Below are 23,407 nucleotides of genomic sequence, written 5' to 3'. Positions count from 1 at the left end.
CATTTATAGCGAGCGGCAATCGCTCGCGCACTGCACAGACAGCGACCGCTCCCTCGGTCGAGACAGCGAAAACGCCCGAGAGTGGCAACGCTCTCGTCGAACGCATCGGTTCCGCCGACACCACTCTCCTTCGACCGTGATGGTGTTTCGGCGGGATCCGGACAGCCGTTCGACTCGAAACTCGACGAAATCGACAGACGAAAGCCCGATTTCGAACACGTTGATTGGGGTGAAATTCAGCGAAAACCGGGGTTACGATTCTCCCCTTTTACCGTATCTGGGTTAGAAGGGAGGGTTGCATGCGCGGCAGCAAACACCTTACCGTAGTCATGGTCGTTGCGATGCTCGCCGTCGCGATGGTCCCCGGGACCGTCGGTGCAGCGAGCACCGATGCCCTCCAGGTCGGCGTCACGCAGGACGCCGACACGGGCGACGCGACAGTGACCGTGACACGGAACGAGACGGCCGTCGAGAACGCGACGGTCGTCGTCGAATCGAGCGGTAACTACTCCGGGAACGGAACGTACACGACGGGCGCGAACGGCACCGTCGACCTCCCCAACCCGCAGGAACGCGTGAACGCGACGTTCACCGTCACCGAGGGGAACAACACGACCGCCACGTCCGTCGTCCTCGTCCCGCTCGACGAGTCCCTCGACATCTCCGTCGAGGCTGACGACGCCAACGACACGCTCATCGCCACCGTCACCCAGTACGGCGACGCCGTCGAGGGCGCATCTGTCATGGTCAACGGGAGCGCGTACGACAACGGTACGTACGAGACGGACGCCAACGGTACCGTCGAGGTTGCCGAACCGACGACCACGACGAACCTGACGTTCGTCGCGATGGACGGCGACCTCACTGCTGAGACGACGGTCGCAGTCGAGGCCGACGACCTCACCGTCACCGCCGAGGTTGACGACGCCAACGACACCGTCATCGCCACCGTCACGCAGGACGGAGAGCCGGTCGAGAACGCATCGGTTCAGGTCAACGGAACTGACTACGCCGACAACGGCACGTACGAGACGGACGCCAACGGCACCGTTGAGGTCGCCGAGCCGACGACCACGACGAACCTGACGTTCGTCGCGACGGCCGACGGCCTCTCCGCCGAGACCACGGTCGCGGTCGAGGCTGACGACCTCAACGTCTCCGTCTCGCAGGACGAAAACCAATCGGTCACCATCACCGTGACCGAAGACGGCGAACCCGTCGAAAACGCCTCGGTCACGGTCGAGGGCAACTACACGGACGCGGGCGAATACGAGACGGACGCGAACGGTTCCGTCGAACTCATCGCGCCCCTGCAGAGTGTCACGGTCGACGTGACCGCCGAGTACGACGGCCTCAACGCCGAGACGAGCGCCACCCTGCAGGGTGAGGTCGCCGAGGACGACCCGTTCGGGCAACTCGTCAGCAGCTTCGTCGAGCGACTCAAGGACACGGGTACTGACGGCCCGCTCGGACAGGCCGTCTCCGACTTCGTGACCCAGAACAACCCGGGTAACGCCGACGACAAGCGTCCGGACCACGCCGGCCCGAAGAACAGCAGCGACGACGCTGACGGCGAGGAGGACGCTCCCGGAAACTCCGGCAAAGCCAAGAACGGTAACGCGGGTGGCCCGCCGGAACACGCCAACAACGACAAGGCGAGCGACGAAGACGACGAGGAGACCGCCGAGACCGAGCAGGCCGACGCCGAGGATACCGAGACCGACGATGACGCTGACGAGGAGTCGGATGACGCTGACGAGGAGTCGGAAGACGATGACGAGTCCAACGGTAACGGCAACGGTGGTGGCCCGCCGGAGCACGCGAACAACAACTAACTAATCGAACACGGGTTCCCACGCAGCAAGCGTGGGTTTGGGTTTCACCCTTCGCACGCGCCCGGGCGGGTACTGTGGACAGAGGCACCCCCCCACATCCCTTACGCCCCCGACCGTGGTTGTCAGAGCCCAACGGTCGGGCTACTCACTCGCCCGACGCGACTTTTTCTGTGGAAACGTCACCGAGCGCGCCGACGAGCGCCGGGTCGACGCCGAACCGTCGAACCGCGAGCCGTGCGCCTGCGACCACGAGGTCGTCGTCGACGCGAGCGGGCACACCGCTGGGATACCACGCCGAGTCGTCGGATGCGCGGACGCTCGACCGGAGCGACTCGCGGAGCCGATGGTGTGCGAACAGCGTCGAGACAAACGCGAGCGACGCCGCGAGCGTCACGCCGCCGTCGTCGAACTCCGCGTCGGTCGCTTCTGTTCTGGCCGTTTCGAGCGCGCCGGCGACTGCGAGCGACTGCCTCGCGTGGTCGTCGTCGGTGAGCGCGCGGCTAAGCGCGGCGTCCTGAATCTCTCGAATCGCGCGTTCTGCCGTCGGGTCGGTCATCGGAGGTGAGACGGAGTTAGCTCACGCGCCGTCGAGCGGCGGAACGCGGAGTGTGTGGTCCACGACGGTTTCGTCCGGTCGCAGCGTCACCGTCCCGAGGAACACCGTCTCGCCCTCGGCGGCGTTGGTCGCCACGGTCTGGAGCGTCGCTCGCTGGTCGAGTTGTTCCCAGGTGACGCGTTCGACGAGGCGCTGGAACGCGTCGGGGTCGGTCCACCCCGAATCGATATCGGACGGGACGTTGACCACGAACCGGAGTTCGGTCTCGGTGACGTGGATGCCGACGCGGAACGTGTCCCCGTCGGTCGAATCGTCCGGCGAACGCTCGGTGGCGGCCGCGTCGAAGTCCGTGCTTGACGCGGGCGCGGTTTCGCTCGCCGTCTCGTCGGGGTCGGTCATGCCCGGCTGTCGGAGACGTGGAGACAAAGATGCACCGGACGTGAGCTGAAAGGCAAACCACGAGCGCGTCGTCGCCGACGCCTCGGCGTGACCCGGCTACCACGTGCCGCGAACCCGGTGACGGAGCTGCGTTTCCGGCGCTCGAACCCGGGCGTCGAGTGCGGGGAATCACCGTCCTCGCCTCCGGTAGCGTGCGAATCTCACGCATGCAGAGACGAACGTCGAACGGTTATTAGCGTTCGAGACACCAGTCCGACCAACGAATGAGTTACAAGATCGGTCTCGTCGGAAAACCGTCCGTCGGGAAGTCGAGTTTCTTCAACGCGGCGACGATGAACGACGTGCCCGAGGGCGCGTACCCGTTTACGACCATCGACCCCTCCATCGGCGAGGCGTACGTCCGCGTCGAGTGTGCGGCTCCGGAGTTCGACGAGTCGTGTACGCCCTCTGTTGGCTACTGCGACCACGGAATGCGATACGTCCCGGTCAAACTCGTCGACGTGGCGGGACTCATCCCCGGCGCGCACGAGGGGAAGGGCCTCGGGAACCAGTTTCTCACCGACCTCAACGAGGCGGACGTGCTCGTCCACGTCGTGGACTTCTCCGGTGAGACGGACATCGAAGGCGAGGCGACGGAGGGCCACGACCCCCGGGAGGACATCGACTTCCTCGAGAACGAACTGGACATGTGGTACCTCGGCGTCCTCGAGAAGGGCATCGACCGCTACCGCTCGGGCTACCACGGCGAGGACAAAGACATCGAAGTCGACCTCGCGGAACAGATGTCCGCGTTCAAGACGAACAAAGACGAAATCAAGCAGATCATCCTCTCGCTCGGCTTGGAGCTCGACCCCGACGAGTGGGACGACGCAGACAAGGAGTCGCTCGCCCGCGAGATTCGAAAGCGGACGAAGCCCATCATCATCGCGGCGAACAAGATGGACAAGCCGGTTTCCCAAGAGAACTACGAGGAAATCACGGCCGACGCCGACTACGAACATCTAACGTTCGTCCCGACCTCGGCGCACGCGGAGAAGGCGCTGAAGAAGGCCGACGAGGGCGGCGTCGTCGACTACCGCCCCGGCGACGACGACTTCGACATCGTCGGCGACGTGAGCGACGAACAGGAGGCGGGTCTCGAACAGATTCGCGAGTTCGTCGCGGAGTTCGGCGGCACGGGCGTCCAGCAGTCGCTCGAAAACGCGTTGTTCGACGTGATGGGTGCCATCGCCATCTTCCCGGGGAGCGCGAACGGCAAGAGCGACTCGCAGGGCGTCTTCCGGGACTGCTTTATCCTCCCCGAAGGCTCGACGACCGAGGACTTCGCGTACCACCTGCACTCGGACATCGGCGACGGCCTCCTCCACGGCATCGACTGCCACTCGAAGCGCCAAATCGGTTCGGACCACGAACTCGCACACCGGGACGTGGTCGAAATCGTCTCGACGAACTGACTCTCTCGGACGCCAACCGCAACACCGTTATATCCGTGGCTGTAGGACCCGGGTATGGGTGAGGCCGAAACGACGGCCGCGACACTTGACGTCGAGATTGGGGGTCTCGGCGGCGAGGTGACGCTGGCCGACTTGTTCCCGTCGCCGTGGGTCGAGTCACATTGTGAGGCGGCATCGATTAGTGAATTCCTCGAAGAAAGCGGTTTCGCGGTCGCAGACCAGGAGTCCTTCGAGTCGATACCGGCCCACGAGTTGGACCGGTACGTCGACGCGAACACCGAGTTCGACGACTGGCAGGCGATGCTCTCCGCCGGCGTCGAGCGCTACGTGCTCGAACAGGCGGGGGCCGACGACCCGGACGCTGACGCGGTCGCCGAGGTTGACGACATCGGCGAAGTCGAGGCGGTCGAGGGGAGCGACTCGGCGGAAGCCGAGACGGAAGACTCCCTCGAAGCCGGCGTCTGAACGCAGACGCGGGCGACGGGCCGGGAGACGGGAAGGGACCTCGGCTCAGGGAGTGCTGTTCTGTCCGGTGTCTTCGACGAGCGCAGCGCCGCGAGCGAGCGCGTCGTCCCACCAGTCGCATTCCCGAGCGTCGGCTACGGACAGCGGTGCTGCGGGTTCTTCGGGTCGGTCGCCGAGGTCGAGACTCCACCACTCCACGTCGTGCCACGCGTCGTGTTTGTAGCCGACGTGCTCGAAACGGCCGACGCGCTCGAAGCCGAACGACTCGTGGAAGGCGATGCTCGCGGGGTTCGGCGTCGTGACGACGGCGACGGCCGAGACGTAGCCCTGCCGTTCGAGCAGGTCTAAAAGCGCCGTGTAGAGACCGCGGGCGACACCGCGGCGCTGGAAGTCCGGGTGGACGTAAATCGAGGTCTCGACGGCCCACTGGTAGGCGATGCGCTCTCGAATCGCTCCGGCGTAGGCGTAGCCGGCCACCTCACCGTCGAGTTCGCAGACGAGCCACGGGTAGTCGGTCTTCTTCTCCAGTTTCGCTTCGAGGTCCGCGACGCTCGGCGGGTCGTAGGCGAACGAGATCGCGGTGTCCTCGACGAACGGCGCGTAAATCTCCCGAATCGCGGGGAGGTCGGACGCCGTCGCCGCGCGGAGGCGGACAGTCATGACTCAGGTAGGGTCGCGCGAAGAGAAAGATGCGACGATGGCAGCCGGTCTCGCAGATGACTCGACTCAAGGTCGAACCGGCGCTCAGTCGCTCGACGGTGCCGCGTCGAGGGCGTCGGCGACCGCCCGCGCCCGCTCGCGGATGTCGTCGGCGTCCACGCGAACGTGTTCGCCTCCGTCGTAGAGCACGTCGCCGTCGACCATGGTGAACACCACGTCGTCGCCGTGGGCGGAGAACACGAGGTGCGAAAGCACGTCGTGCATCGGTGTCGCGCGGGTGAGGTCGGTGTCGATACCGATGACGTCGGCTTTCCATCCTTCGCGGAGCTCGCCGACCCGGTCGAAACCGGCGGCCTTCGCGCCGTTGCGGGTCGCCATCTCGAAGACGGTCGCGGCGGGTGTACTCGTCGGGTCGAGCGCGTCGACTTTCTGGAGGAGACTGGCCTGCCGCATCTCGGTGAAGGGGTCGAGCGTGTTGTTACACGGCGGGCCGTCGTTGCCGAGGGCGACGTTGATGCCGCGGTCGAGGTAGTCCGGAATCGGCGCGATGCCCGACGCGAGCTTCATGTTCGACGACGGGCAGTAGGTGACGTGCGTACCGGTCTCGGCGAGCACTTCGCGCTCGGACTCGTCGGTGTGGACGCAGTGGGCGAGCACCACGTCGTCGCCGGTGATGCCCACCTCGTCGAGCCAATGGATGTTCCGCATGCCCGTCTCCGCTTCGACGGTGGCGATTTCGTCGCGGTTCTCGCTCGCGTGGGTGTGGATGCGGACGCCGTCGTACCGGTCTGCAAGTTCGCGGACGCCCCGCAGACACGCCTCCGAGCAGGTGACGGCGAACCGGGGTGTGACGGCGTACTGGATACGGCCGCCGAAGCCGTCGTGGTAGCGCTCGATGAGGCGTTCGGACTCGGCGAGGCCCGCGTCGGTGTCTTCCTGTAGTCCCTCGGGCGCGTTCGTGTCCATGAGAACCTTACCGATGCGTCCGCGGATGCCCATCTCGCCCGCGGCCTCGAACGCCTCTTCGGCGTGTCGGACCGAGAGGTGGTCAACGACGGTTGTCGTCCCAGACTCGATGCATTCGAGATAGCCGAGTTCGGCGGCGACGCGCATCCCCTCCGCGTCGAGGCCGGCCTCCATCGGAAGCACGTGGTCGAAGAGCCAGTCGAGAAGCGACGTGTCGTCGGCGATGCCGCGGCCGAGCGACTGCACGGAGTGGACGTGCCCGCCGACCAGTCCCGGCGCGATAACGTCGAACTCGCGTCGCACGTGGTCGGGGTACCGTTCCGCGAGGTTCGCGTGCTCTCCAACCGCGGCGATGCGGTCGTCGTCGACGACGACGGCTCCCTCTTCGATGATAGTGGACGCGTCGGCGACCACCGTTCCCGCGAGTAACATCCTCGTGCGGGTAGACGACCGGGCGTAAAATAGGTGGTGTCCCGGTCGCTGTCCGAGGTTGGTTGGAGTGAGGTTGCGGTCGGCGGTGGTGGTGTGGATGGTCGGGACCGATTCCGCGGGGCGAGTGGACCCCGCGTCACTCCGATTCTCACTCCGTTCGCGGCTTCCCTCACTATTACGCTAGCATATGCTAAACCTTCCTGACTCGAGCAATGTCACCCATGTATAGCTCGGATAGAACCCTGAACACACCCCGACGAGATTAGTACATGCTAAGTCCGTTCGCGATAGAGCGGAGACCGAATGCGTGAGTTCGAATTCGTCGTTCGCTTTTCCGAGGGCACCGACGAGCTGATGGACCTGTTTTACGAGTATCCGAGTCTGCGGTCCCGTTCGTCAGTCTGTTCGTCCACCGAGGACGTGATGTGGCGGGTCGACCACGTCGTCGGCACGCCGGAGGCGCTGTCGGCGTTCGAGGGGGTGTTCCTCGACGAGACGCGGTGCAACGAGTGTCTCGACGCGCCCGACTGCCACACCCACCGCGACTACCACGTCCTCGACCGGTCGGGCAACTCGATGACCGTCTACACCTACCGCGAAGAGGTGAGCAACTGCCACTCGATTCCACGGTACGTCCTCGAACACGTCGGACCGGGCGTCATCTTCGAGTCATCCCGCCGTGCGGGCGCGTACCGCTGGCGCATCCTCTACCCCGGTGACCACCCGCTCGGCGAACTGTACGAAACCATCGAGGCGCAACTCAGAGAGGGCCTGCAGTTGGATGTCGAACACCTCACGAGCGCCGGCAACTGGGACGCCGAATCGCGAATCGCGGCCGACCTTTCGTCGGCCCACTGGGAGGCGCTCGAAACCGCCGTCGAACACGGTTACTACGAGCGCCCGCGCAAGGTGACCGTCGAGGACCTCAGCGAGGTGCTCGACGTGCCGCGCTCGACGGTTCAGTACCGACTGCGAACCGCCGAAGACCTCGTGATGTCGAAACTCGGCGACCGGAATCGGTAAGGAATCGACGACGCTCGGAAGCGAACGTCGGCTAATTCGAATCGTCGTCAATTTCGAACCCGAACACGCTCGCTACCGCTCGCGGTTCAAGATTGAGAGAAGTGCTCCGTCAGGGATTCGAACTCACTCGCAACGCGCTGCGTTGCTCGCTGCTCGAACCCTTCTGTTGCATCTCGGACTCGAACACGCTCGCTACCGCTCGCGGTTCAAGATTGAGAGAAGTGCTCCGTCAGGGATTCGAACCCTGGTCATCACCGTGAGAGGGTGATATGATTGGCCGGACTACACCAACAGAGCACGTTGGTACATCACCAGATATTGCTCGCGATTGTAAAAGGTTGTCGCTTCAAATCGGGTGTGATACCGACTGCCGTGTTGCGATTAGACGACCTGCTCGCCCTCGCGATACACCTGCTGGACTGTCCGCCACGCGCCCGCGTCCTCGCTCGGGTCGGCGTCGAGGACGACGAGGTCCGCGACGTAGCCCTCGGCGACCTTCCCCACGTCGTCCAGTCCGAGGAGGTCGGCGCCGCCGACAGTCGCGGCTTCGAGCGCCTCGGTGGGCGAGAGACCGTACTCGACGAGCAGTTCCATCTCGCGGAGCGCGTTCTCGCCGTGGTCGTTGAACGGCGTGCCCGCGTCGGTCCCCATGGCGATTTTCACGCCGGCGTCGAGCGCGTGTTCCCACGCGCCTTCGAAGCGCTCGGCGGCGTCTTCGGCCTTCGCGACCGCCTCGGGCGGGATACCGGCCTCGACGCCCGCCTCGACGATTTCCCGAACCGCTGAGGCCGTCGGCACCCAGTACGTGCCGTGGTCGACCATGAGGTCGGCGGCCTCCTCGTCCATGAACATCCCGTGTTCGACGCTCGAAATCCCCGCGCGGGTGGCGTTTTTGATACCTTCCTCGCCGTGGGCGTGGGCCGCGGTCGGGACGCCCTTCGCGCTCGCGGCCTCCACGAGGGCGCGAATCTCCGCCTCCGTGAACTCGGGCGCGCCCGTGACCGCGCCGGTCGTGAGGACGCCGCCGGTCGCCATGCACTTCACCACGTCCGCGCCGCGTTTCAGTTGCTCTCGGGCGGCCTTGCGAACCTCGTTCGGGCCGTCGGCCTCCCGACCGAACCAGTGGCCGTGGCCGCCGGTCATGGTGATGTTTTCCCCGGCGGCGAGGACGCGCGGGCCGTCGAGTTCGCCGTCGGCGACTGCGGCCTTCGCACTCGTCGCGAGGTCGCCGGGCGAACCGAGGTCGCGGACGGTCGTGACGCCCGCTTCCAGCGTCTTCCGGAGATTGGCCGCCGCTCGATAGCAGGCGCGTTCGACCGGTTCGGACTGGTAGGCGGCCACGTCGGGGCGGCCGTCCATCATGAGGTGGACGTGGGCGTCGACGAGCCCCGGCGCGACGACCGCGCCCGAGAGGTTTCGCGTCTCGCCTTCGGTCTCGTCGCCGACGGACGCGATGCGCCCGGTCGACTCGTCTATCACCACGTTCGCCTCGCGGGCCCCGTCGGCGTCGACGACCCGCACGCCGGTCAGCGTGAACATGGCTCTCTCAACCGGGGGAGACGACGTAAAGACGCGGGTGTCGGCGAGGTGGAACCGCCCGACTGCGGGGCGTTCGAACGCGACGAAAAACGGACCGACTTACTCGGGAACGACGTCGCCGACGGTGACCGCGTCGCCGACGGATAGCGTCTCGCCCCACGACGACTCCGGGACGGCGGTGTTGACCATGAGTCGGAAGTCGTGGTCGAACCAGTCGCCGCCGGACCACTCGGGGAGCGTCTCACGACGCTTCGTCATGAACGTCGTTCGGAAGTCGGGCGTCGCCTCACCCGTGTCGGGGTCGCGGCTTGGGACGACACAGCGCTGGCAGGGGTTGACGCCCTCGAAGGCCGCGGCACCGATAGCGAACTCGACGACCGTCCCGCGCCGGTCGAACAGGTGGTCCTCCCAGAACGGTTCGGTCGCGTCTAAGACGAGGTTCGGCCGGAGGCGACGGCGCATCTCGCCGGCGTCGACGCCGTCGAACCACGAGGCGACCGCTTCGAGCGTTCCCGTCGAGATGACTGTCGGCCCGCTGGCCTCGGTATCGTCGGGAAACCCGCCGGCGGGGTCCCGTCGGAGTTCGACCGGGTAGCCGAAGTACGCCGAGAGCCAGCCGTCGGCATCGTCTATCGAGCCGTCGTAGTCGTCCATCTCGGGGGCCGAGAGTTCGACCGTCCCGTCGGCGAGCGAGACGGAACTCTGGATTCGGTGGACCGCCCGCTCGCGCTTCCCGTTGACGTACTCGCCGTCTTCGTCGAAGATGGCGTACTCGCGGTCGCCGCGGAGCCCGCCGTTCTCGACGATATCGGCGGCATCGACGAACTCGGCGTCGAGCGATTTCACGGGGTAGATGGCGATGCGGTCGAGCGTCACGGCCGCCGCGCCGGCGGTCGCGCCCGCTCCACCCTCGGCGACGGCTGAGGTGTTATCGTCAGTCGGGCTCCCGTCTGTCATCTACTCCTCACTTTCGTCCGTCTCGTCGGACTCGTCATCCGCGGTCGCGTCGGCGAACAGCTCGGCGATGGTCTCCTCGTCGACGATTTCGTAGCCCGCCTCGGAGACGGTGACGAGGTTCAGCTCGTCGCTCTCGATTTCGTCGTCGGCCGCGACGAGCGCCTCGACGGCGAGCGCGAGGCCGTCTTCGAGCGACAGATCCTCGGCGTACCCGTCTTCGAGGGCGGCCTGCACGTCCTCGCGGTGGCCGCCGATGGCGACCGCCTTCCACTCCTGGGGCGTTCCGGACGGGTCGGTCGCGAAGAGGCGGCCCGAGCCGTTTTCGACGCCGCCGATGAGAAGCGACGCGCCGTACGGGCGGGTACCGCCGGACTGCGTGCTCTCTTGGATGTTGTCGGTGATGGTCTTCGTCAGCGTCTCGACGCCGATGGGCTCGCCGTAGCGCAGGTGCTCGCGCTGGGCGGTCGTCCGCGCGAAGTCGACGAGCTTCCGCGCGTCGGCGACGTGGCCGGCCGTGGCCGCGCCGAGGGCGTCGTCGAGCTTGTGGAGCTTCTCGATGCTTTCGGCTTCCATGAGCTCCGACGGGGTCGACCGGAGGGCCGCCAGAACGACGCCGTCGGCGGTGCGCACGCCGAGGACCGGCGCGCCGCGCTTGACGGCCTCGCGGGCGTACTCGACCTGATAGATGCGTCCGTCGGGGGAGAAAAGCGACGTACCGCGGTCGTAAGCCTGCTTGTCGTTTCGGTTCATCGTGCAACCTCCTCGCTCGCGTCGGCGACGTTCGTCATTACTCTTCGGTCAGTTCCGGAGGCGGAAAAAGCCTCCACACCCGGCATCGGTGTGGGGTTCACGCTCGAATCGCCGGGCGAACCGCCGATTTCAGCCGAATCCGGCGGGTCAACGCCCGTTGTTTACTCCTCGACCACGTCTGCGTCGGGCGCGTTCCGCTTCACGCTCTCGATTCCCTGCTTCGCCTTCTGTTTCGACGCGTAGCCCTCGCCGGAGTCGGCGAGGATGTTCCCGTTGTCGTGGACGAGTCGCCACCGATACTTGTCCGCCGCGTCGACGAACACCTCGAAGTGCGCCTTGCTCATACAGAACAATTCATATCAACGAAGTAAATATTCTTGGTGGGATTCCCGGACGACGGCCGACCTGTCGCAGAGATTAATTCATTCACCACCATACTAGTATTCACTAGAATGTGCTAGAATATATAAGAAATATTTAAATTAATTCTAAATACAAGTTCAGAGAAATTTATGTATCTGTCTTCCACTCGTTCGGACGTGAACGAACGTCTCGATGATCTGAATGTCTCCCGTCGAAATCTTCTCCGAACGGTTGGGACAGGATTTGCGACTATTGGTCTCGCGGGTGAAGCAACAGGACGCAACCCTCCCGGGCGATACATCGTCGGTACTCGCTCGAAGGAGGGAGTTCGAGCTGCGAAAGCGCGCGCGAACGCGGTGGACCGAGAGTTAGATTTCGGTGATATTGGATTCGTCGTCGCAGGGCGTTTCCCACAGGAAGCACTGGACGCCCTCCAATCGCACCCCGACGTCCGATACGTCGAACCGGACGGCCGCGTGGAAGCGGTCGCTGAAGAACTCCCGTGGGGTATCGACCGGGTCGACGCTGAGGTCGCCCACAGCGCGGGCGAAACCGGTTCCGGTTCGCACGTCGCAATCCTCGACACCGGTATCGACGCCGACCACCCGGATCTGCAGGCGAACCTCGGTGACGGATACGCGGTCGAAACGTGCGATTCCGGTTGTTCGGCCGCCTGGGGCGACGACAACGACCACGGAACCCACTGTGCGGGTATCGTCGGTGCCGTCGACAACACCGACGGTACCATCGGCGTTGCCACCGAGGCAACGTTACACGCCGTCAAGGTGCTCGGAGAGTACGGGTCTGGGACGTGGTCCGGCGTCGCAGACGGTCTCTCGTGGGTCGTCGAACGCGGGTACGACGTCGCCAGCATGAGTTTCGGCGCGGCGTCATCGTCCAGTACCCTCCGGGACGCCTGCCAGTACGCGTACGACAACGGCGTCCTCCTCGTCGCCGCGACGGGCAACGACGGCCCCTGTACCGACTGTGTGGAGTATCCCGCCGCCTACTCGACGGTGATTGCAGTGAGCGCAGTCGGCATGGACGACGACCTGTCCTCGTTTTCCTCTACTGGGCCGGAAGTCGAACTCACCGCACCGGGGACCTACATCTACTCGACCATCGTCGACGGCTACCAGTACTACTCCGGCACCTCGATGGCGTGTCCGCACGTCGCCGCCGCGGGGGGCCAGCTGATGGCGAAGGGATACACCAACACCGAGGCACGGACGCGACTTCAGGAGACGGCAGAGGACCTCGGCCTCTCGAGTTCAGATCAAGGGTACGGACTCCTCGACGTGGAAGCGGCAGTCGGAGCGAGCGACACCACCGACACGGCAGTCGTCGTCTCGACGGACACGGCGACTGATATCACCGAGACGGCGGCGACGCTCGGCGGAACGCTGACCGACCTCGGCGGCGCGAGTTCCGCGGACGTTGCCTTCGACCACCGGAAACAGGGCACCACGTCGTGGTCGACGACTGCGACCCAGACGGTTTCCTCGACGGGAAGTTTCACAGCGACGCTGAGTGGTCTCGAAAGCGGAACGACCTACGAGTACCGGGCAACCGCCACCGCGAGCGACGGCGACACCGACACCGGTTCTACTGTGACGCTCGAGACGACTACCGACCCGAGCGTCGTCGTGTCGACAGATTCGGCCACGAACGTCACCGAGACGGCGGCCACACTCGACGGAACGGTCTCTGACCTCGGCGGCGCGAGTTCCGCGGACGTTGCCTTCGACTACCGGAAACAGGACACCACGTCGTGGTCGACGACTGCGACCCAGACGGTTTCGTCGACGGGAACGTTCAGCGAATCGCTGAGCGGCCTCGAAAGCGGTGTCACCTACGAGTACCGGGCAGTCGCCACCGCGAGCGATGGTGATACTGACACCGGTAGTACGGCCACGTTAACGACCGATGCCGCCGCTTCGGAGCCATCGGCCCCGACGGTCGAATCGTACGCTGTGAGTGAAGCGGGCAAGCGCGACCCACACGCCGAGATAACAGCGGACTGGGCCGTCGCGGACGTCGACGGTGACCTTGCAACCGTCGTCGTGGACGTACTCGACAGTAGCGGGTCCGTGATCGATTCGGCACGGTCGTCTGCCGGCGGCGGCACTGCCAGTGGGACGGACTCGTTCAAATTCAAGAAAGTCGGACCGGCTACCTTCGAGGTTCGACTGACGGTCACCGACGCCGGTGGGCGGAGCGCGACGCGGTCCGAATCCGTCAGTTCCTGACGGGAACGGACCGCCGAGACTGCCGGTCAGTCCTACGCCGCGTCTTGTTCGAGTTGTGCCGATTCCATTTCGAAGAGTTTCGTGTCGCAGTCGTCACAGCGAGTGACGACCACATCCCACGACCGACAGCAGGACGAACGCGTCTCTTTCCCGAACGCGACCGCCCCGCCACAGTCGGGGCACTGTTCGAGGTAGATTCGGAGACCTCTGGCGAGTGCACTCCGGGAATCGGGGCTGAGTGCCTCCCAGTCGGCGACTCGGTCCGCGAGAACCACGTCGGCGGCCATATCCGCGGCCAGTGCCGCCTGTGACTCCCACCTGCCGATTTGGTCACCATCGAGTCTGGCGACGAACCACTCGCCGGCTTGCGCCGTCGAGATGCGCGATTGGTCCACACTGATTATCGAGGCCAGTCGGTTCCGCACCGCCGACTCGTCTGTGCGCTCGAGTTCGTCGCTCCACACACTCTCGAACGCCGGCGTCAGACACAGGTCTTCGATGTCTTCGCACGGTTCGAGTGCGCCGGTGTCTTGCAACACCGCTTCGACGTCGAGGTCGGTGTCCTCGTCGACGGCGACGGCGAAGGCGGGTTCGGGTTCCTTGTCGAACCACCGGAGGACTCGGTCGGGGAAGTACGTCTTCGTGAGTGTCGGCGTCCCCGGCACGAGGTAGCCACGGGTGTAGATGACGGCCACGAAGAGGGCGAACGAAACCACCACAAGCGGGGCCCACACGAGGCCGAGAACGAGGCTCGCGACGGCCGCAATGGCCACGTTGACGATGGTACATGGCGTGCATCGATTCTCACCGGTGTATTCGGGCTGGCGGAATCTGTCTACGATTGCAAAACGTGTCATATTATCAATTGTTGGATTCGTCTCTAGTTCGACGTTGAGACCGATAAAGTTGCGTGCGAGAGACACTTCGTCGTGTTCTTTCGTCGTGTTCTCGCCGTGGTTCACTCGACTATCCGTTCGAGGGTTTGTTGTCGAGGGTTTCGTCCACGCAGACGCGGAAGGTCACGTGACTGACCGCCGTCTGCCGGCCGTTCTTCGGGTGCTCGTTCGCGCAGAGTTGGCCGTCCCACTCATCGGTGATGTCGTTACCGTTCGCGTCCGTAATCTTCGACGGCGCAGTGCTGGAATCCATCGTTCCGCACGGCCACGTGTAGGTGTTGCCAGCGTCTTTGCCGCCACCACCCTTCACGAACACTTCGAAGACCGGGAAGGTCGATTCGAAGTCGAAGCAGACGAGTTCGTCACCGTCCTTGTAGGTCGGGTTGGTGAACTTGACCTGTCCGCCGTGACAGTCGAGCCACGTATCGAACAGTATCTCGTTCCGATCGTCGTCGTACCACTCGAACTTGCAGACGTCCGTGAAGTCGTCACAGATGCAGTTGAGCGGGCCTGCGGACTCCGTCTCGTCGTCGAAGACGACTCCATCGTAGGAGTACTCGACGTAATCTGGCTCACAGCCACATGGCAGACCTGAGAGGTCGACGGTCGCCGAGGGACTGCTCGCCGACAGCGTGGCGGTGTATTCACCATCGCAGGTCACGTCGAAGTCGTGCCCTTCGGTGTCCTTTTTCGTGTACACTGTCGCCGTGACGTCACAGCCTTCGACGAGGCCGGTACCGCTGACGTCCACTGCGTCACAGTAGAACGTCTCCTCGAAGGTCGGTTCGCAGTCGAGTTCAGAGGACGGGTAGACCGTGTCAACTGGCTCGCCACTGGCCGAGTCACCCTCGTACACGTCGACTTTCGTTGGCGTGCAGTAGCACCGTCCAACGTCAGACAAGTCGATACTGGCGGACCATTCGCCACCGCTCGCGTTGACAGTGGTCTCGTAGTCCGAACATCCGCTTTGGTCGAACGTGGTGACGATAGTGACTGGGCAACTACCGACGCCATCTCCGCTGAGGGAGATAGTCGAGCAGTCGATGCTCGAATCGGTCACGGAGACCTCACACGGTTCGTCGGTCGGATCCACACCAACTGTCTGCGACCCGGCGTCGTACTCGAACACGACTTTGTCGGGCGTGCAGTAGCAGTAGTCGGTGAAGTCGTGGGTCCACCCATTGCTCGCGTTGAGTTCGACCGAATCAGTGGGCGAACACTCGTCGAAGTAAAGGGTCGCCTTGACCGGGCAACCCTCTATCATCTTGTCGGTCACGCTGGCGGTCACCGTACTACAGTCACCGGTCGCCTCAACTGTGGGTTCGCAGAACCCTTCTGCGAGGCCGGATTGGAAGCTGTCGACGAGGACGTTTCCACCCGAGTCCGTCAGCGTCATCTCCGTGGGCGTGCAGTAACAGCGTCCCACGGCAGTCAGGTCGATACTGGCTGTGACGTTTCCGTCACTGTCGGCAGTGAACGTGTCTTCGACATCGTCGCAGTCGTAGAAGCTGACCGTGAGCGTGACTTCCTCGTTCGCGGGCAGCCCGGTCACGTCAACTTCAGCGGTCGTACACGTCAGGACTTCACCACTCGGCGTCGGGCCACCGTTGTCGTCGCCACAGCTGTGCTTGACCGTGATGTGGCTGATTTCCTTGTCATCCTGCGTGCACAGTTGGCCGCTCGAATCGGTGCCGAACTCCGAGAATCGCGTACAGGACTGGTCGCCCGACCCTGCCTTCAGCGCGATATCGTCTAGTTCGTTGTTCGGGTCGTTCCAACTGATGCAGTCCGAATTCTCGCGTGTGACGGTGATACTCGTCCCGGGGACGGTACACGTCTGACCCTCTCCGAGGACGGTGTCGTCGATTTTACAGAACGTACAGTCTTCGTCTGGTTCGAAACACCGACTCGATTCGCCGCCGAGTCCCTCACAACTACACTCCTGTACCGTCGCACCTGCCGCCCCAGCATACCCACCGAGCACACCGACGGCCCCGACGGACTTCATCACGTTCCGCCGCGTTATCGGTACGTATCCACGTTTCTTCTCTGTCTCCTCTGTGTCGTCCGGTTTCGTCGTTGTATCGTCCATTTTATTATCTTTATTCTGATAGTGTCTCCACTCCTGGCACTATGCTCCGCCACCACAGCCCAGCCAGCACTATGTACTATCGCATAACCAGCGTACAACGGACTCTTAAGAAGGTATATGCAAATTAATTGGGATTAACTTCAGATTTGTCTGTATGTTATCGTATTCTGATAGTATATGTGTACTGACTGAATGCGAATCAGCTTGATTAATAATTCGTCGTGTGGACTACAACAAAACACCGTGAGGTGTCGAAAACGAACCATTTTTTCGGAACTCTCCCGGTTCGAAGTCTCTCCGAACGACCGGACTGTCGTTCGTTTCTGAGGGAGGGGGCATCCTCATATCAGCTGGGAACCCCTCTCTAGGTGTTATGAGTTCACGCGAGGAACAGCACTTCGAGGAAACCGACGTTCAAAGCTGGTTCGACTTCAAGAAAGAACAGAAGGCCGCGTTCGTCGCCGAGAAGGGACTCACCGACGAGACTGTTCGGGTCATCTCCGAGGACAAGGGGGAACCGGAGTGGATGCTGGAGCGTCGCCTTCGAGCCCTGCGGATGTTCCAACAGATGCCGATGCCGAGTGGGTGGCCCGGGCAACCTGACCTCTCGGAAGTCGACGTCGACGCTATCGTCCCGTACATCCGCCCCGATGTCGAAGTCCGCGGCGGTGTCCGCGACTGGAACGACCTGCCGGAGGATATCAAAGACACCTTCGACAAGCTGGGTATCCCGGAAGCCGAGAAGAACGCGCTGTCGGGTGTCGGCGCGCAGTACGAGTCCGAAATCGTCTACCAGAACATGCACGAGGAGTGGGAGAAGGCGGGCGTCATCTTCATGGATATGGACAAAGCTGTCCGCGAACACCCCGCCCTCGTCGAGGAGTACTTCATGACGAAGTGCGTCCCCCCGAGTGACAACAAGTTCGCCGCACTCCACGGCGCAATCTGGTCCGGCGGGTCGTTCGTCTATGTCCCCGAGGGCGTCACCGTCGACATGCCGGTGCAGGCGTACTTCCGCATGAACTCCGCTGGAATGGGCCAGTTCGAACACACCCTCATCGTTGCGGAGAAGGACTCCGAAGTCCACTACATCGAGGGCTGTTCGGCACCGAAGTACTCCGCGTTCAACCTCCACTCGGGATGCGTCGAAGTGTTCGTCAAAGAGGGAGCCCACGTGCAGTATTCGACCGTCCAGAACTGGTCGAAGAACACCTACAATCTGAACACCAAACGCGCTATCGTCGGTAAGAACGGCCGCATGGAGTGGGTTTCGGGCTCGATGGGCTCGAAGGCCACTATGCTCTACCCCGCGACGATTCTCAACGGCCGCGGTGCCTCCGACAATCACATCACCATCGCCTTCGCCAGCGAAGGGCAAAACATCGACACCGGCGCGAAAGTCTACCACAACGCCCCCGAGACCAAATCGACTATCGTCTCGAAGTCGATCTCTCGCGGTGGCGGCCGCACCAACTACCGCGGACTCGTCCGTATCGCACACGGGTCGACCGATTCGTCGTGCTCCGTCGAGTGTGACGCACTGATGTTCGACAACGCGTCTACCTCAGACACGATGCCCCACATAGAGATTCACGAGAACAGAGTCGACGTCGCTCACGAGGCGACTGTGGGGAAGATTGGCGACGAGGACATCTTCTATCTCCAGTCTCGCGGACTCGACGACGAGGAAGCGAAACAGCTCATCGTCTCCGGGTTCATAGAACCCATCACGAAGGAGCTCCCCATCGAGTACGCCGTCGAACTCAACCGACTGGTCGAGTTGGAGATGGAGGGGAGCCTCGGCTAGGCTCGCGATATCGTATCTCACTCTGTTATTATCTCCCTTCGAAGCGTCAGATTACGCATGCCTTCCTACTCGATGACGGCACTCGTCGCCGTCTTTCTCGTCGGCCTCGTCCTCGGTGGTGTCGGTGTCACCTTCGTCACCCCCACGGAGACGGCTTCCTCCCCGACATCTTCGATAGCCGCCGCGACTGGGTGTCTCGTCGATGGCGAGACTGCCCCCTCGTCGTGGGCCGTCCGAATGCCCGCGGGCGAGCAGACGTCGTTCGCCTTCAATCGGACGTTCACCCACGACACGCCGAGCGTCAGAATCGACGGAGACGTCGAGATGGTCGCAGACGGCGAGTACGTCTACCACCTGACGACGAGTCCGGACGAAGACAGCGAGAAGACGCCATCCGAAGACTGCACGCCGCGGACGACGATGGACGCCGTGGTGACGATTCCGAGTGACTACGAGACGTTCACGGTGACGTTCGACGGCGAAGCGATGGTCACCATCGAGAACGACGGGTCGGGCCCCCTGTTCCGGTCGCTGGAAGGCTAGTCCCTATTGCTCGGGTGCCGGTCGCTTGAACACGAGCGCCGTCTGCCCGCTGTTCGCGCCGGCACCGCGCGAGTCGGAAATCGTGTCCACGAGTTCCCAGCCGTCGCCACCGAGGGAGTTGAGGGCGTCCTCCATCGGAGAGGTATCGCCGCTGAACAGGCCACCGTCGGCCGTACGGACGATTTTGTACTCCCAGCGACTTCCAGCGTCGCTCACGATTGCACCTCGCGACGTTCGTAGACGACGAACGAGAATCCCTCCCGGTCGTCTCGGTCGGTCTCGACCCACTCGTCTCGATCCCACTCGGGGAACCGGGTATCGCCCTCGTGAGCCGTGTCGAGTTCGGTGAGAATCAGCCCCGCGGCGCGGTCGAGGAACTGTTCGTAGACGGTCGCGCCGCCGACGACGTACACGGTCTCGACGCCCATCTCGTCGGCCGCGTCCTCGGCGGCGGCAACCGCGGCTTCGACGGAACCGACCGCCTCCGCGCCCTCGGGGAGGTCGAGGTCGCGGGTCGTCAGGACGACGCTGTGACGGTCCGGAAGCGGGCCGCCGAGCTGGCGGGCGATGCTCTCGTAGGTCTTGCGCCCCATCACGACCGGGTGGCCGGTCGTCGTCCGCTTGAAGTGTTTCAGGTCCTCGGGGAGGTGCCACGGCATGTCGCCGTCGCGGCCGATGACGCGGTTGTCGGCGACGGCGGCGACGAGGACGAACCGGACCGCGGCGTCGTCCTCGGGTTCAGACCCAGCAGGCTCCTCGCCGCTCATTCGGCCACCGCGAAGCGAATCCCGTCGGCGGGGTCGTAGTCGCGGAGGACGATGTCCTCGAACGAGAGGTCTTCGAGCGGCACGTCGGCCACGTCCAGCGTGGGGCGCTCGCGGGGCTCGCGCGAGGCCTGCAGGAGCAGCCCGGGAACGTGGTCGTAGTCTTCCTCGCCCTCGGCTTCCTCGGGTGCCGCGTCGAGGAGCCACTCGCGTACGTCGAGGTATCCTTCGGGGGACTCCACGTCGGCGAGGCGGGTCTGGAGTTCATCGAGGTGGTCGCCGTACCACGCGCCGCGCTCGCCGGTGCCGCAGTAGACGTGGGCGTCGACGATGGTGTGGGCGAACGACCCGAGTTCGAAGCCGGCGCGCTGGGCGACGACCTGCGCGAGGATGGCGTACGCCGCGAGGTTGAACGGGACGCCGAGCGCGATGTCGCCCGAGCGCTGGGTCAGATGGAGGTTGAGTTCGTCGCCCTGCACGTTGAAGACGAAGGTGTAGTGACACGGCGGAAGCGTCGAGATGGCCGCGTTCGCGGGGTGCCACGCGTTGATGACCAGCCGGCGCGAGTTCGGGTTCTCGTCAAGCGTGTCGAGGACGTACGCGAGCTGGTCGAACGTCCCCTCGTCGTTCATCCAGCGGTGGTCGTCTTCGGGCCACGCCTCGCCCGCAAGCCCTTCCTCGGGGACCGGGTAGCGCCGCCAGAACCGACCGTAGGCCGTGTCGAGGTGGCCCTCCTCGTCGGCCCACGCGTCCCAGATGCCCGTCTCCTCGCGCAGGGTGCGGATGTGTTCCTCGCCGGAGAGGTACCACAGCAGTTCGTGGATGAGGGAGTTCCAGCGGAAGCCCGAGAGGTCCTTGGTCGTGAGAAGCGGGAAGCCCTCCTGAAGATCGACGGTGTAGTGCTTCGAGAAGCCCGAGATGGTGTCTACGCCGGTTCGGTTGGGTTTGTGTTGTCCGGTGCCGAGAACGTCTGTCACGAGGTCGAGATATTGGCGCATGAGAGGTGTCCTGGTTGGGTGTTGCTCTCGGTTGCGAGTTCTTTCGCTTTTCGGCTCAGGTCCACAGCGCCCACAACACGGAATAGCCCGCTTTTCGTACCTGTGCCCATGATTCGCAACCTCGCGCAGGGAATCCGAGTCTTCACGAGCAACGTCTTTCTCGTCGACGGCGAGACCACCGCGCTCGTCGACGCCGGCGCGAACTTCGACGTAGTGCCGAAGGTCCGTGAGTTCACGGACTCGCTCGACGCGGTGTACCTCACGCACACCCACCCGGACCACATCGGAAACGTCGACGCTGTCCGCGAGGCGTTCGACGTGCAGACGTGGGGCTACGACACCGGCAACCTCGCCGTGGACAAGCGCATCGACGACGGCGAGCGCGTCCAAATCGGCGACGACGTGTTCGAGGCGGTCCACACGCCGGGTCACAAGGACGACCACCTGTGCTTTTTCTCCCGCGGGTCGGGCGTCTGTTTCGCGGGTGACCTCGTCTTCGCCAACGGCGGATTCGGCCGGACCGACCTCCCCGAGGGCGACCGCGGCGCGCTCGTCGAGAGCATCGACCGCCTGCGCGAGGTGGTCGGCGACGACCTAACCGAACTCCACACCGGCCACGGACCGAGCGTCACGACTCGCCCGAGCGAAGACCTCGAACTCGCGGCCCGCGCGGCGCGGACGAGGTGAGTCACCCACTCGGCCTTGCCGCCGCTCAACCGGCCTCGACGCCGCCCAATCGCTCTCCTATCTGCTCGTGTAGCCGCCGTCGACGGTGAGCGCCTCGCCCGTCGTGAACGACGCGCCGTCGGAACAGAGCCAGACGACCGCGGAGGCGATTTCGTCCACGTCGCCGAGGCGGTTCATCGGGTGGAGCGACTCGATGCCCTTCCGGGCTTCGGGGTCGTCAAGGCCGCCCTCGCTGAGTAACGGCGTATCGACGAACCCCGGACACACCGCGTTGACGCGGACGCCCTGTTCGGCGTACTCGATGGCCGCGCTCTTCGTCAGTCCGAGGACGCCGTGCTTCGCGGCGACGTAGTGGCTCGCGTTCGCGAAGCCGACCTTCCCGAGAATCGACGCCATGTTGACGACGACGCCCCCGTCACCGTCGAGCATCGCGGGAATCTCGTGCCGCATCGACCGCCAGACGCCGTTGAGGTTCACGTCGATGACCTGTTGCCACTCGTCGAACGAGAGGTCCGCGGCCGGTTTCTGCGCGCCGCCGACGCCCGCGTTGTTGCAGGCGAAGTCGAGTCGTCCGTACTCCGAAACCGCCGTTTCGACCATCGCGGCGACGGCGTCGCCGTCTGTCACGTCCGTCTCGACGAACGTCGCCGTTCCGCCAGCCTCCTCGATGCGCGCGACGGTCTCCTCGCCTCCCTCGACGTTCACGTCGGAGACGACGACCCGCGCACCCTCGGCGGCGAACGCCTCCGCCGTCGCGCGACCGATCCCCGAGCCAGCACCGGTTACGACCGCGACTTCTGTGTCGAACTGAGCCATAGTACCTAGAGGAAACAACTACCTGACAGATAACCGTTCGTGCGACTCTCACGTCGGAAGAACGTCGCGGACGCCGACCAGCGCGAAGGAGAGCGTGACCGTGGTTACTCTTCGTCTTCTTCGGGGACGGCGTCGGGGTGGAGGCCGAAGTAGCCCGGTTCGTCGCTCCGGGGGTCGTTGATGACGAAGTCCTCCTGATTGGCGACGATCCACGGAATCGTCCACTGGACGATGCGGTCTTCGGTCTCCTCGCTGAGGTCGTCCTGCGGCGACAGCCCCTGCATGAGGCGGGCGATTTCGCCCACGGTGTACATGTAGTCGGGGTCGAGGATATCCGCGGGTTCGTACAGGAGATACCCGTAGAGGGTGTCGAACTCGTCTTTCGGCTTGGGCATACTCACGCTTCTCGGCCGACGGGCAAAACCCCGACGACCGCGGGCGGCGGGTGACGGTCGCGGGGCGCGACAGTAGTGCGACTGACGAGCGCGCGCATAGCCCCCGCACAGGCCTCGATGGCCCCATGAGTAGGCTTATCAGGCGCGACGCGAGACCCGAAACGATGAGCGACGCCGCCGCACGACTCGTCAAGACCTTCCGAGACTTCGGTGGGGACGACCTCCGAGACCTCTGGATTTTCGACCACCACGGCTACGAGCACCTCTATCTCCGGGCGGACGTTTCGGACGCGCTCGAATGCCTCGACGTCTCCCGATTCATCGACAACGAACGATTCGGGTACGTGACGAGAGACACCTACGAGACGCTGTACTACGCGGACTACGGCTACACGGTCCGCGGATTCGACTCCTTCGAGCAGTTCCGGACCTTCGTCGGCGACCGACCGACCGGCGTCCTCGCCAGCTTCGACCGCGGGGCGGACGGCCGAGACTTCGCCGCGCTGAACGACCGGGTCAGCGCGCTGAACGACGAGTTCGCCGGGGCGGAACTGTTCAGCGACCCGACTGCCCGCGACCGCCAGCCCTGAGCGGCGGACCGCACTCGCGAGAGACGGCTCTGACAACCCTCGGCACTCGATTCAATGCCGAGAGTGCCGCCGCTGGCAACGTCGCGTCCGAAAGAAAAGTCGGGATGTACCGGGTCTACTCGAAGAGTTCGACGGCCTGGTCGTAGCGGGCGGCGGGCTCGTCCCAGTCGA

General features: G+C 64.2%; 24 protein-coding genes and 1 tRNA gene. 9 read left to right on the top strand and 16 right to left on the bottom strand.

From position 1 onward, the window contains the following. Window positions 1-299 precede the first annotated feature (299 nt). Window positions 300-1,835, top strand: coding sequence for a hypothetical protein (locus NKF06_RS12465; protein WP_253245567.1), 1,536 nt, complete (start codon window positions 300-302; stop codon window positions 1,833-1,835). Window positions 1,836-1,980: 145 nt separating this feature from the next. Here the strand turns inward: NKF06_RS12465 and NKF06_RS12460 are convergent, their stop codons facing one another. Beyond that, entirely contained in the window at window positions 1,981-2,391 is a 411-nt protein-coding gene (locus NKF06_RS12460; RefSeq protein WP_253245566.1) for a hypothetical protein, read from the bottom strand. 21 nt (window positions 2,392-2,412) lie between these two features. Continuing rightward, a complete protein-coding gene (locus NKF06_RS12455) occupies window positions 2,413-2,790 on the bottom strand; it encodes a hypothetical protein (RefSeq protein ID WP_058826174.1) in 378 nt (125 codons plus the stop codon). Window positions 2,791-3,053: 263 nt separating this feature from the next. On the opposite strand from NKF06_RS12455, the gene NKF06_RS12450 reads away from it, so the two are divergent. Beyond that, window positions 3,054-4,244, top strand: coding sequence for a redox-regulated ATPase YchF (locus tag NKF06_RS12450; RefSeq protein ID WP_004974239.1), 1,191 nt, complete (start codon window positions 3,054-3,056; stop codon window positions 4,242-4,244). Between the two features lie 54 nt (window positions 4,245-4,298). Beyond that, on the top strand, window positions 4,299-4,709 hold the full coding sequence (locus NKF06_RS12445; RefSeq protein WP_058826173.1) for a hypothetical protein: 411 nt from the start codon (window positions 4,299-4,301) through the stop codon (window positions 4,707-4,709). Window positions 4,710-4,754: 45 nt separating this feature from the next. Here the strand turns inward: NKF06_RS12445 and NKF06_RS12440 are convergent, their stop codons facing one another. After that, window positions 4,755-5,369 carry a GNAT family N-acetyltransferase gene (locus tag NKF06_RS12440; RefSeq protein WP_253245565.1) on the bottom strand — a complete coding sequence of 205 codons (615 nt, stop codon included), beginning with the start codon at window positions 5,367-5,369 and terminating at the stop codon, window positions 4,755-4,757. 84 nt (window positions 5,370-5,453) lie between these two features. Next, window positions 5,454-6,767: a 5'-deoxyadenosine deaminase gene (locus NKF06_RS12435; RefSeq protein WP_253245564.1), complete on the bottom strand. Its 1,314-nt coding sequence runs from the start codon at window positions 6,765-6,767 to the stop codon at window positions 5,454-5,456. A gap of 303 nt (window positions 6,768-7,070) precedes the next feature. Here NKF06_RS12435 and NKF06_RS12430 point away from each other — a divergent pair, with 303 nt between their 5' ends. Continuing rightward, entirely contained in the window at window positions 7,071-7,790 is a 720-nt protein-coding gene (locus tag NKF06_RS12430; protein WP_042664384.1) for a helix-turn-helix domain-containing protein, read from the top strand. 222 nt (window positions 7,791-8,012) lie between these two features. Here NKF06_RS12430 and NKF06_RS12425 read toward each other — a convergent pair. From NKF06_RS12425 to NKF06_RS12405, 5 genes are all read right to left on the bottom strand, one after another. After that, window positions 8,013-8,087: transfer RNA gene (locus NKF06_RS12425), tRNA-Glu, on the bottom strand. Window positions 8,088-8,171: 84 nt separating this feature from the next. Continuing rightward, window positions 8,172-9,329 (bottom strand): amidohydrolase family protein, encoded by a 1,158-nt coding sequence (locus NKF06_RS12420; protein ID WP_253245563.1) that lies wholly within the window; start codon window positions 9,327-9,329, stop codon window positions 8,172-8,174. A 99-nt stretch (window positions 9,330-9,428) separates the two neighbouring features. Then, window positions 9,429-10,286: an MOSC N-terminal beta barrel domain-containing protein gene (locus NKF06_RS12415; RefSeq protein WP_253245562.1), complete on the bottom strand. Its 858-nt coding sequence runs from the start codon at window positions 10,284-10,286 to the stop codon at window positions 9,429-9,431. Beyond that, entirely contained in the window at window positions 10,287-11,036 is a 750-nt protein-coding gene (gene psmA2 / locus NKF06_RS12410; RefSeq protein WP_058826168.1) for a proteasome subunit alpha, read from the bottom strand. A 161-nt stretch (window positions 11,037-11,197) separates the two neighbouring features. Then, on the bottom strand, window positions 11,198-11,380 hold the full coding sequence (locus tag NKF06_RS12405; protein ID WP_058826167.1) for an HVO_2922 family protein: 183 nt from the start codon (window positions 11,378-11,380) through the stop codon (window positions 11,198-11,200). 375 nt (window positions 11,381-11,755) lie between these two features. Here NKF06_RS12405 and NKF06_RS12400 point away from each other — a divergent pair, with 375 nt between their 5' ends. Then, a complete protein-coding gene (locus NKF06_RS12400) occupies window positions 11,756-13,648 on the top strand; it encodes a S8 family peptidase (RefSeq protein ID WP_253245561.1) in 1,893 nt (630 codons plus the stop codon). 32 nt (window positions 13,649-13,680) lie between these two features. Here NKF06_RS12400 and NKF06_RS12395 read toward each other — a convergent pair whose 3' ends face one another. Next, window positions 13,681-14,421, bottom strand: a complete 741-nt coding sequence (locus NKF06_RS12395; RefSeq protein ID WP_253245560.1) for a hypothetical protein — start codon at window positions 14,419-14,421, stop codon at window positions 13,681-13,683. A gap of 193 nt (window positions 14,422-14,614) precedes the next feature. Beyond that, window positions 14,615-16,552 (bottom strand): hypothetical protein, encoded by a 1,938-nt coding sequence (locus NKF06_RS12390; protein ID WP_253245559.1) that lies wholly within the window; start codon window positions 16,550-16,552, stop codon window positions 14,615-14,617. 457 nt (window positions 16,553-17,009) lie between these two features. Between NKF06_RS12390 and sufB the strand changes: the two genes are divergently transcribed. Further along, window positions 17,010-18,443: a Fe-S cluster assembly protein SufB gene (sufB, locus tag NKF06_RS12385; protein ID WP_253245558.1), complete on the top strand. Its 1,434-nt coding sequence runs from the start codon at window positions 17,010-17,012 to the stop codon at window positions 18,441-18,443. A 57-nt stretch (window positions 18,444-18,500) separates the two neighbouring features. Further along, a complete protein-coding gene (locus NKF06_RS12380; RefSeq protein WP_253245557.1) occupies window positions 18,501-18,986 on the top strand; it encodes a hypothetical protein in 486 nt (161 codons plus the stop codon). Between the two features lie 3 nt (window positions 18,987-18,989). Here NKF06_RS12380 and NKF06_RS12375 read toward each other — a convergent pair whose 3' ends face one another. From NKF06_RS12375 to thyA, 3 genes are read right to left on the bottom strand one after another with little or no spacing between them, the layout of a single operon-like run. Continuing rightward, entirely contained in the window at window positions 18,990-19,202 is a 213-nt protein-coding gene (locus NKF06_RS12375) for a DUF4177 domain-containing protein (protein WP_058826162.1), read from the bottom strand. Continuing rightward, the gene (locus tag NKF06_RS12370; protein WP_253245556.1) at window positions 19,199-19,753 is read right to left on the bottom strand and encodes a dihydrofolate reductase; all 555 of its coding nucleotides are present in this window, start codon (window positions 19,751-19,753) and stop codon (window positions 19,199-19,201) included. The genes NKF06_RS12375 and NKF06_RS12370 overlap by 4 nt, the downstream gene beginning before the upstream one ends. Next, window positions 19,750-20,748: a thymidylate synthase gene (thyA, locus tag NKF06_RS12365; protein ID WP_253245555.1), complete on the bottom strand. Its 999-nt coding sequence runs from the start codon at window positions 20,746-20,748 to the stop codon at window positions 19,750-19,752. Before thyA ends, NKF06_RS12370 begins: the two co-directional genes overlap by 4 nt. Before the next feature lie 108 nt (window positions 20,749-20,856). On the opposite strand from thyA, the gene NKF06_RS12360 reads away from it, so the two are divergent. Next, window positions 20,857-21,435, top strand: a complete 579-nt coding sequence (locus NKF06_RS12360; protein WP_058826159.1) for an MBL fold metallo-hydrolase — start codon at window positions 20,857-20,859, stop codon at window positions 21,433-21,435. A 57-nt stretch (window positions 21,436-21,492) separates the two neighbouring features. Here the strand turns inward: NKF06_RS12360 and NKF06_RS12355 are convergent, their stop codons facing one another. Together NKF06_RS12355 and NKF06_RS12350 are read right to left on the bottom strand one after the other, a co-directional pair. Further along, entirely contained in the window at window positions 21,493-22,251 is a 759-nt protein-coding gene (locus NKF06_RS12355; protein ID WP_058826158.1) for an SDR family oxidoreductase, read from the bottom strand. Window positions 22,252-22,355: 104 nt separating this feature from the next. Then, window positions 22,356-22,646: a DUF5827 family protein gene (locus tag NKF06_RS12350; protein WP_058826157.1), complete on the bottom strand. Its 291-nt coding sequence runs from the start codon at window positions 22,644-22,646 to the stop codon at window positions 22,356-22,358. A 164-nt stretch (window positions 22,647-22,810) separates the two neighbouring features. On the opposite strand from NKF06_RS12350, the gene NKF06_RS12345 reads away from it, so the two are divergent. Then, complete coding sequence (locus NKF06_RS12345; RefSeq protein WP_253245554.1) at window positions 22,811-23,236, top strand: hypothetical protein; 426 nt, start codon at window positions 22,811-22,813, stop codon at window positions 23,234-23,236. Window positions 23,237-23,407: the final 171 nt, after the last annotated feature.

The organism is Haloferax sp. AB510, from assembly GCF_024136985.1.
Taxonomy (GTDB): domain Archaea; phylum Halobacteriota; class Halobacteria; order Halobacteriales; family Haloferacaceae; genus Haloferax.
This window is presented reverse-complemented; position numbering and strand designations above follow the sequence as displayed.

What these genes read in the sequence shown, in the direction of transcription:
- sufB (WP_253245558.1), top strand. Translation starts at nt 17,010, where the DNA reads ATGAGTTCACGCGAGGAACAGCACTTCGAGGAAACCGACGTTCAAAGC.
- NKF06_RS12355 (WP_058826158.1), bottom strand. Translation starts at nt 22,251, where the DNA reads ATGGCTCAGTTCGACACAGAAGTCGCGGTCGTAACCGGTGCTGGCTCG.
- psmA2 (WP_058826168.1), bottom strand. Translation starts at nt 11,036, where the DNA reads ATGAACCGAAACGACAAGCAGGCTTACGACCGCGGTACGTCGCTTTTC.
- NKF06_RS12445 (WP_058826173.1), top strand. Translation starts at nt 4,299, where the DNA reads ATGGGTGAGGCCGAAACGACGGCCGCGACACTTGACGTCGAGATTGGG.
- NKF06_RS12460 (WP_253245566.1), bottom strand. Translation starts at nt 2,391, where the DNA reads ATGACCGACCCGACGGCAGAACGCGCGATTCGAGAGATTCAGGACGCC.
- thyA (WP_253245555.1), bottom strand. Translation starts at nt 20,748, where the DNA reads ATGCGCCAATATCTCGACCTCGTGACAGACGTTCTCGGCACCGGACAA.
- NKF06_RS12420 (WP_253245563.1), bottom strand. Translation starts at nt 9,329, where the DNA reads ATGTTCACGCTGACCGGCGTGCGGGTCGTCGACGCCGACGGGGCCCGC.
- NKF06_RS12390 (WP_253245559.1), bottom strand. Translation starts at nt 16,552, where the DNA reads ATGAAGTCCGTCGGGGCCGTCGGTGTGCTCGGTGGGTATGCTGGGGCG.
- NKF06_RS12435 (WP_253245564.1), bottom strand. Translation starts at nt 6,767, where the DNA reads ATGTTACTCGCGGGAACGGTGGTCGCCGACGCGTCCACTATCATCGAA.
- NKF06_RS12350 (WP_058826157.1), bottom strand. Translation starts at nt 22,646, where the DNA reads ATGCCCAAGCCGAAAGACGAGTTCGACACCCTCTACGGGTATCTCCTG.
- NKF06_RS12465 (WP_253245567.1), top strand. Translation starts at nt 300, where the DNA reads ATGCGCGGCAGCAAACACCTTACCGTAGTCATGGTCGTTGCGATGCTC.
- NKF06_RS12380 (WP_253245557.1), top strand. Translation starts at nt 18,501, where the DNA reads ATGCCTTCCTACTCGATGACGGCACTCGTCGCCGTCTTTCTCGTCGGC.
- NKF06_RS12345 (WP_253245554.1), top strand. Translation starts at nt 22,811, where the DNA reads ATGAGCGACGCCGCCGCACGACTCGTCAAGACCTTCCGAGACTTCGGT.
- NKF06_RS12450 (WP_004974239.1), top strand. Translation starts at nt 3,054, where the DNA reads ATGAGTTACAAGATCGGTCTCGTCGGAAAACCGTCCGTCGGGAAGTCG.
- NKF06_RS12440 (WP_253245565.1), bottom strand. Translation starts at nt 5,369, where the DNA reads ATGACTGTCCGCCTCCGCGCGGCGACGGCGTCCGACCTCCCCGCGATT.
- NKF06_RS12430 (WP_042664384.1), top strand. Translation starts at nt 7,071, where the DNA reads ATGCGTGAGTTCGAATTCGTCGTTCGCTTTTCCGAGGGCACCGACGAG.
- NKF06_RS12455 (WP_058826174.1), bottom strand. Translation starts at nt 2,790, where the DNA reads ATGACCGACCCCGACGAGACGGCGAGCGAAACCGCGCCCGCGTCAAGC.
- NKF06_RS12405 (WP_058826167.1), bottom strand. Translation starts at nt 11,380, where the DNA reads ATGAGCAAGGCGCACTTCGAGGTGTTCGTCGACGCGGCGGACAAGTAT.
- NKF06_RS12360 (WP_058826159.1), top strand. Translation starts at nt 20,857, where the DNA reads ATGATTCGCAACCTCGCGCAGGGAATCCGAGTCTTCACGAGCAACGTC.
- NKF06_RS12415 (WP_253245562.1), bottom strand. Translation starts at nt 10,286, where the DNA reads ATGACAGACGGGAGCCCGACTGACGATAACACCTCAGCCGTCGCCGAG.
- NKF06_RS12370 (WP_253245556.1), bottom strand. Translation starts at nt 19,753, where the DNA reads ATGAGCGGCGAGGAGCCTGCTGGGTCTGAACCCGAGGACGACGCCGCG.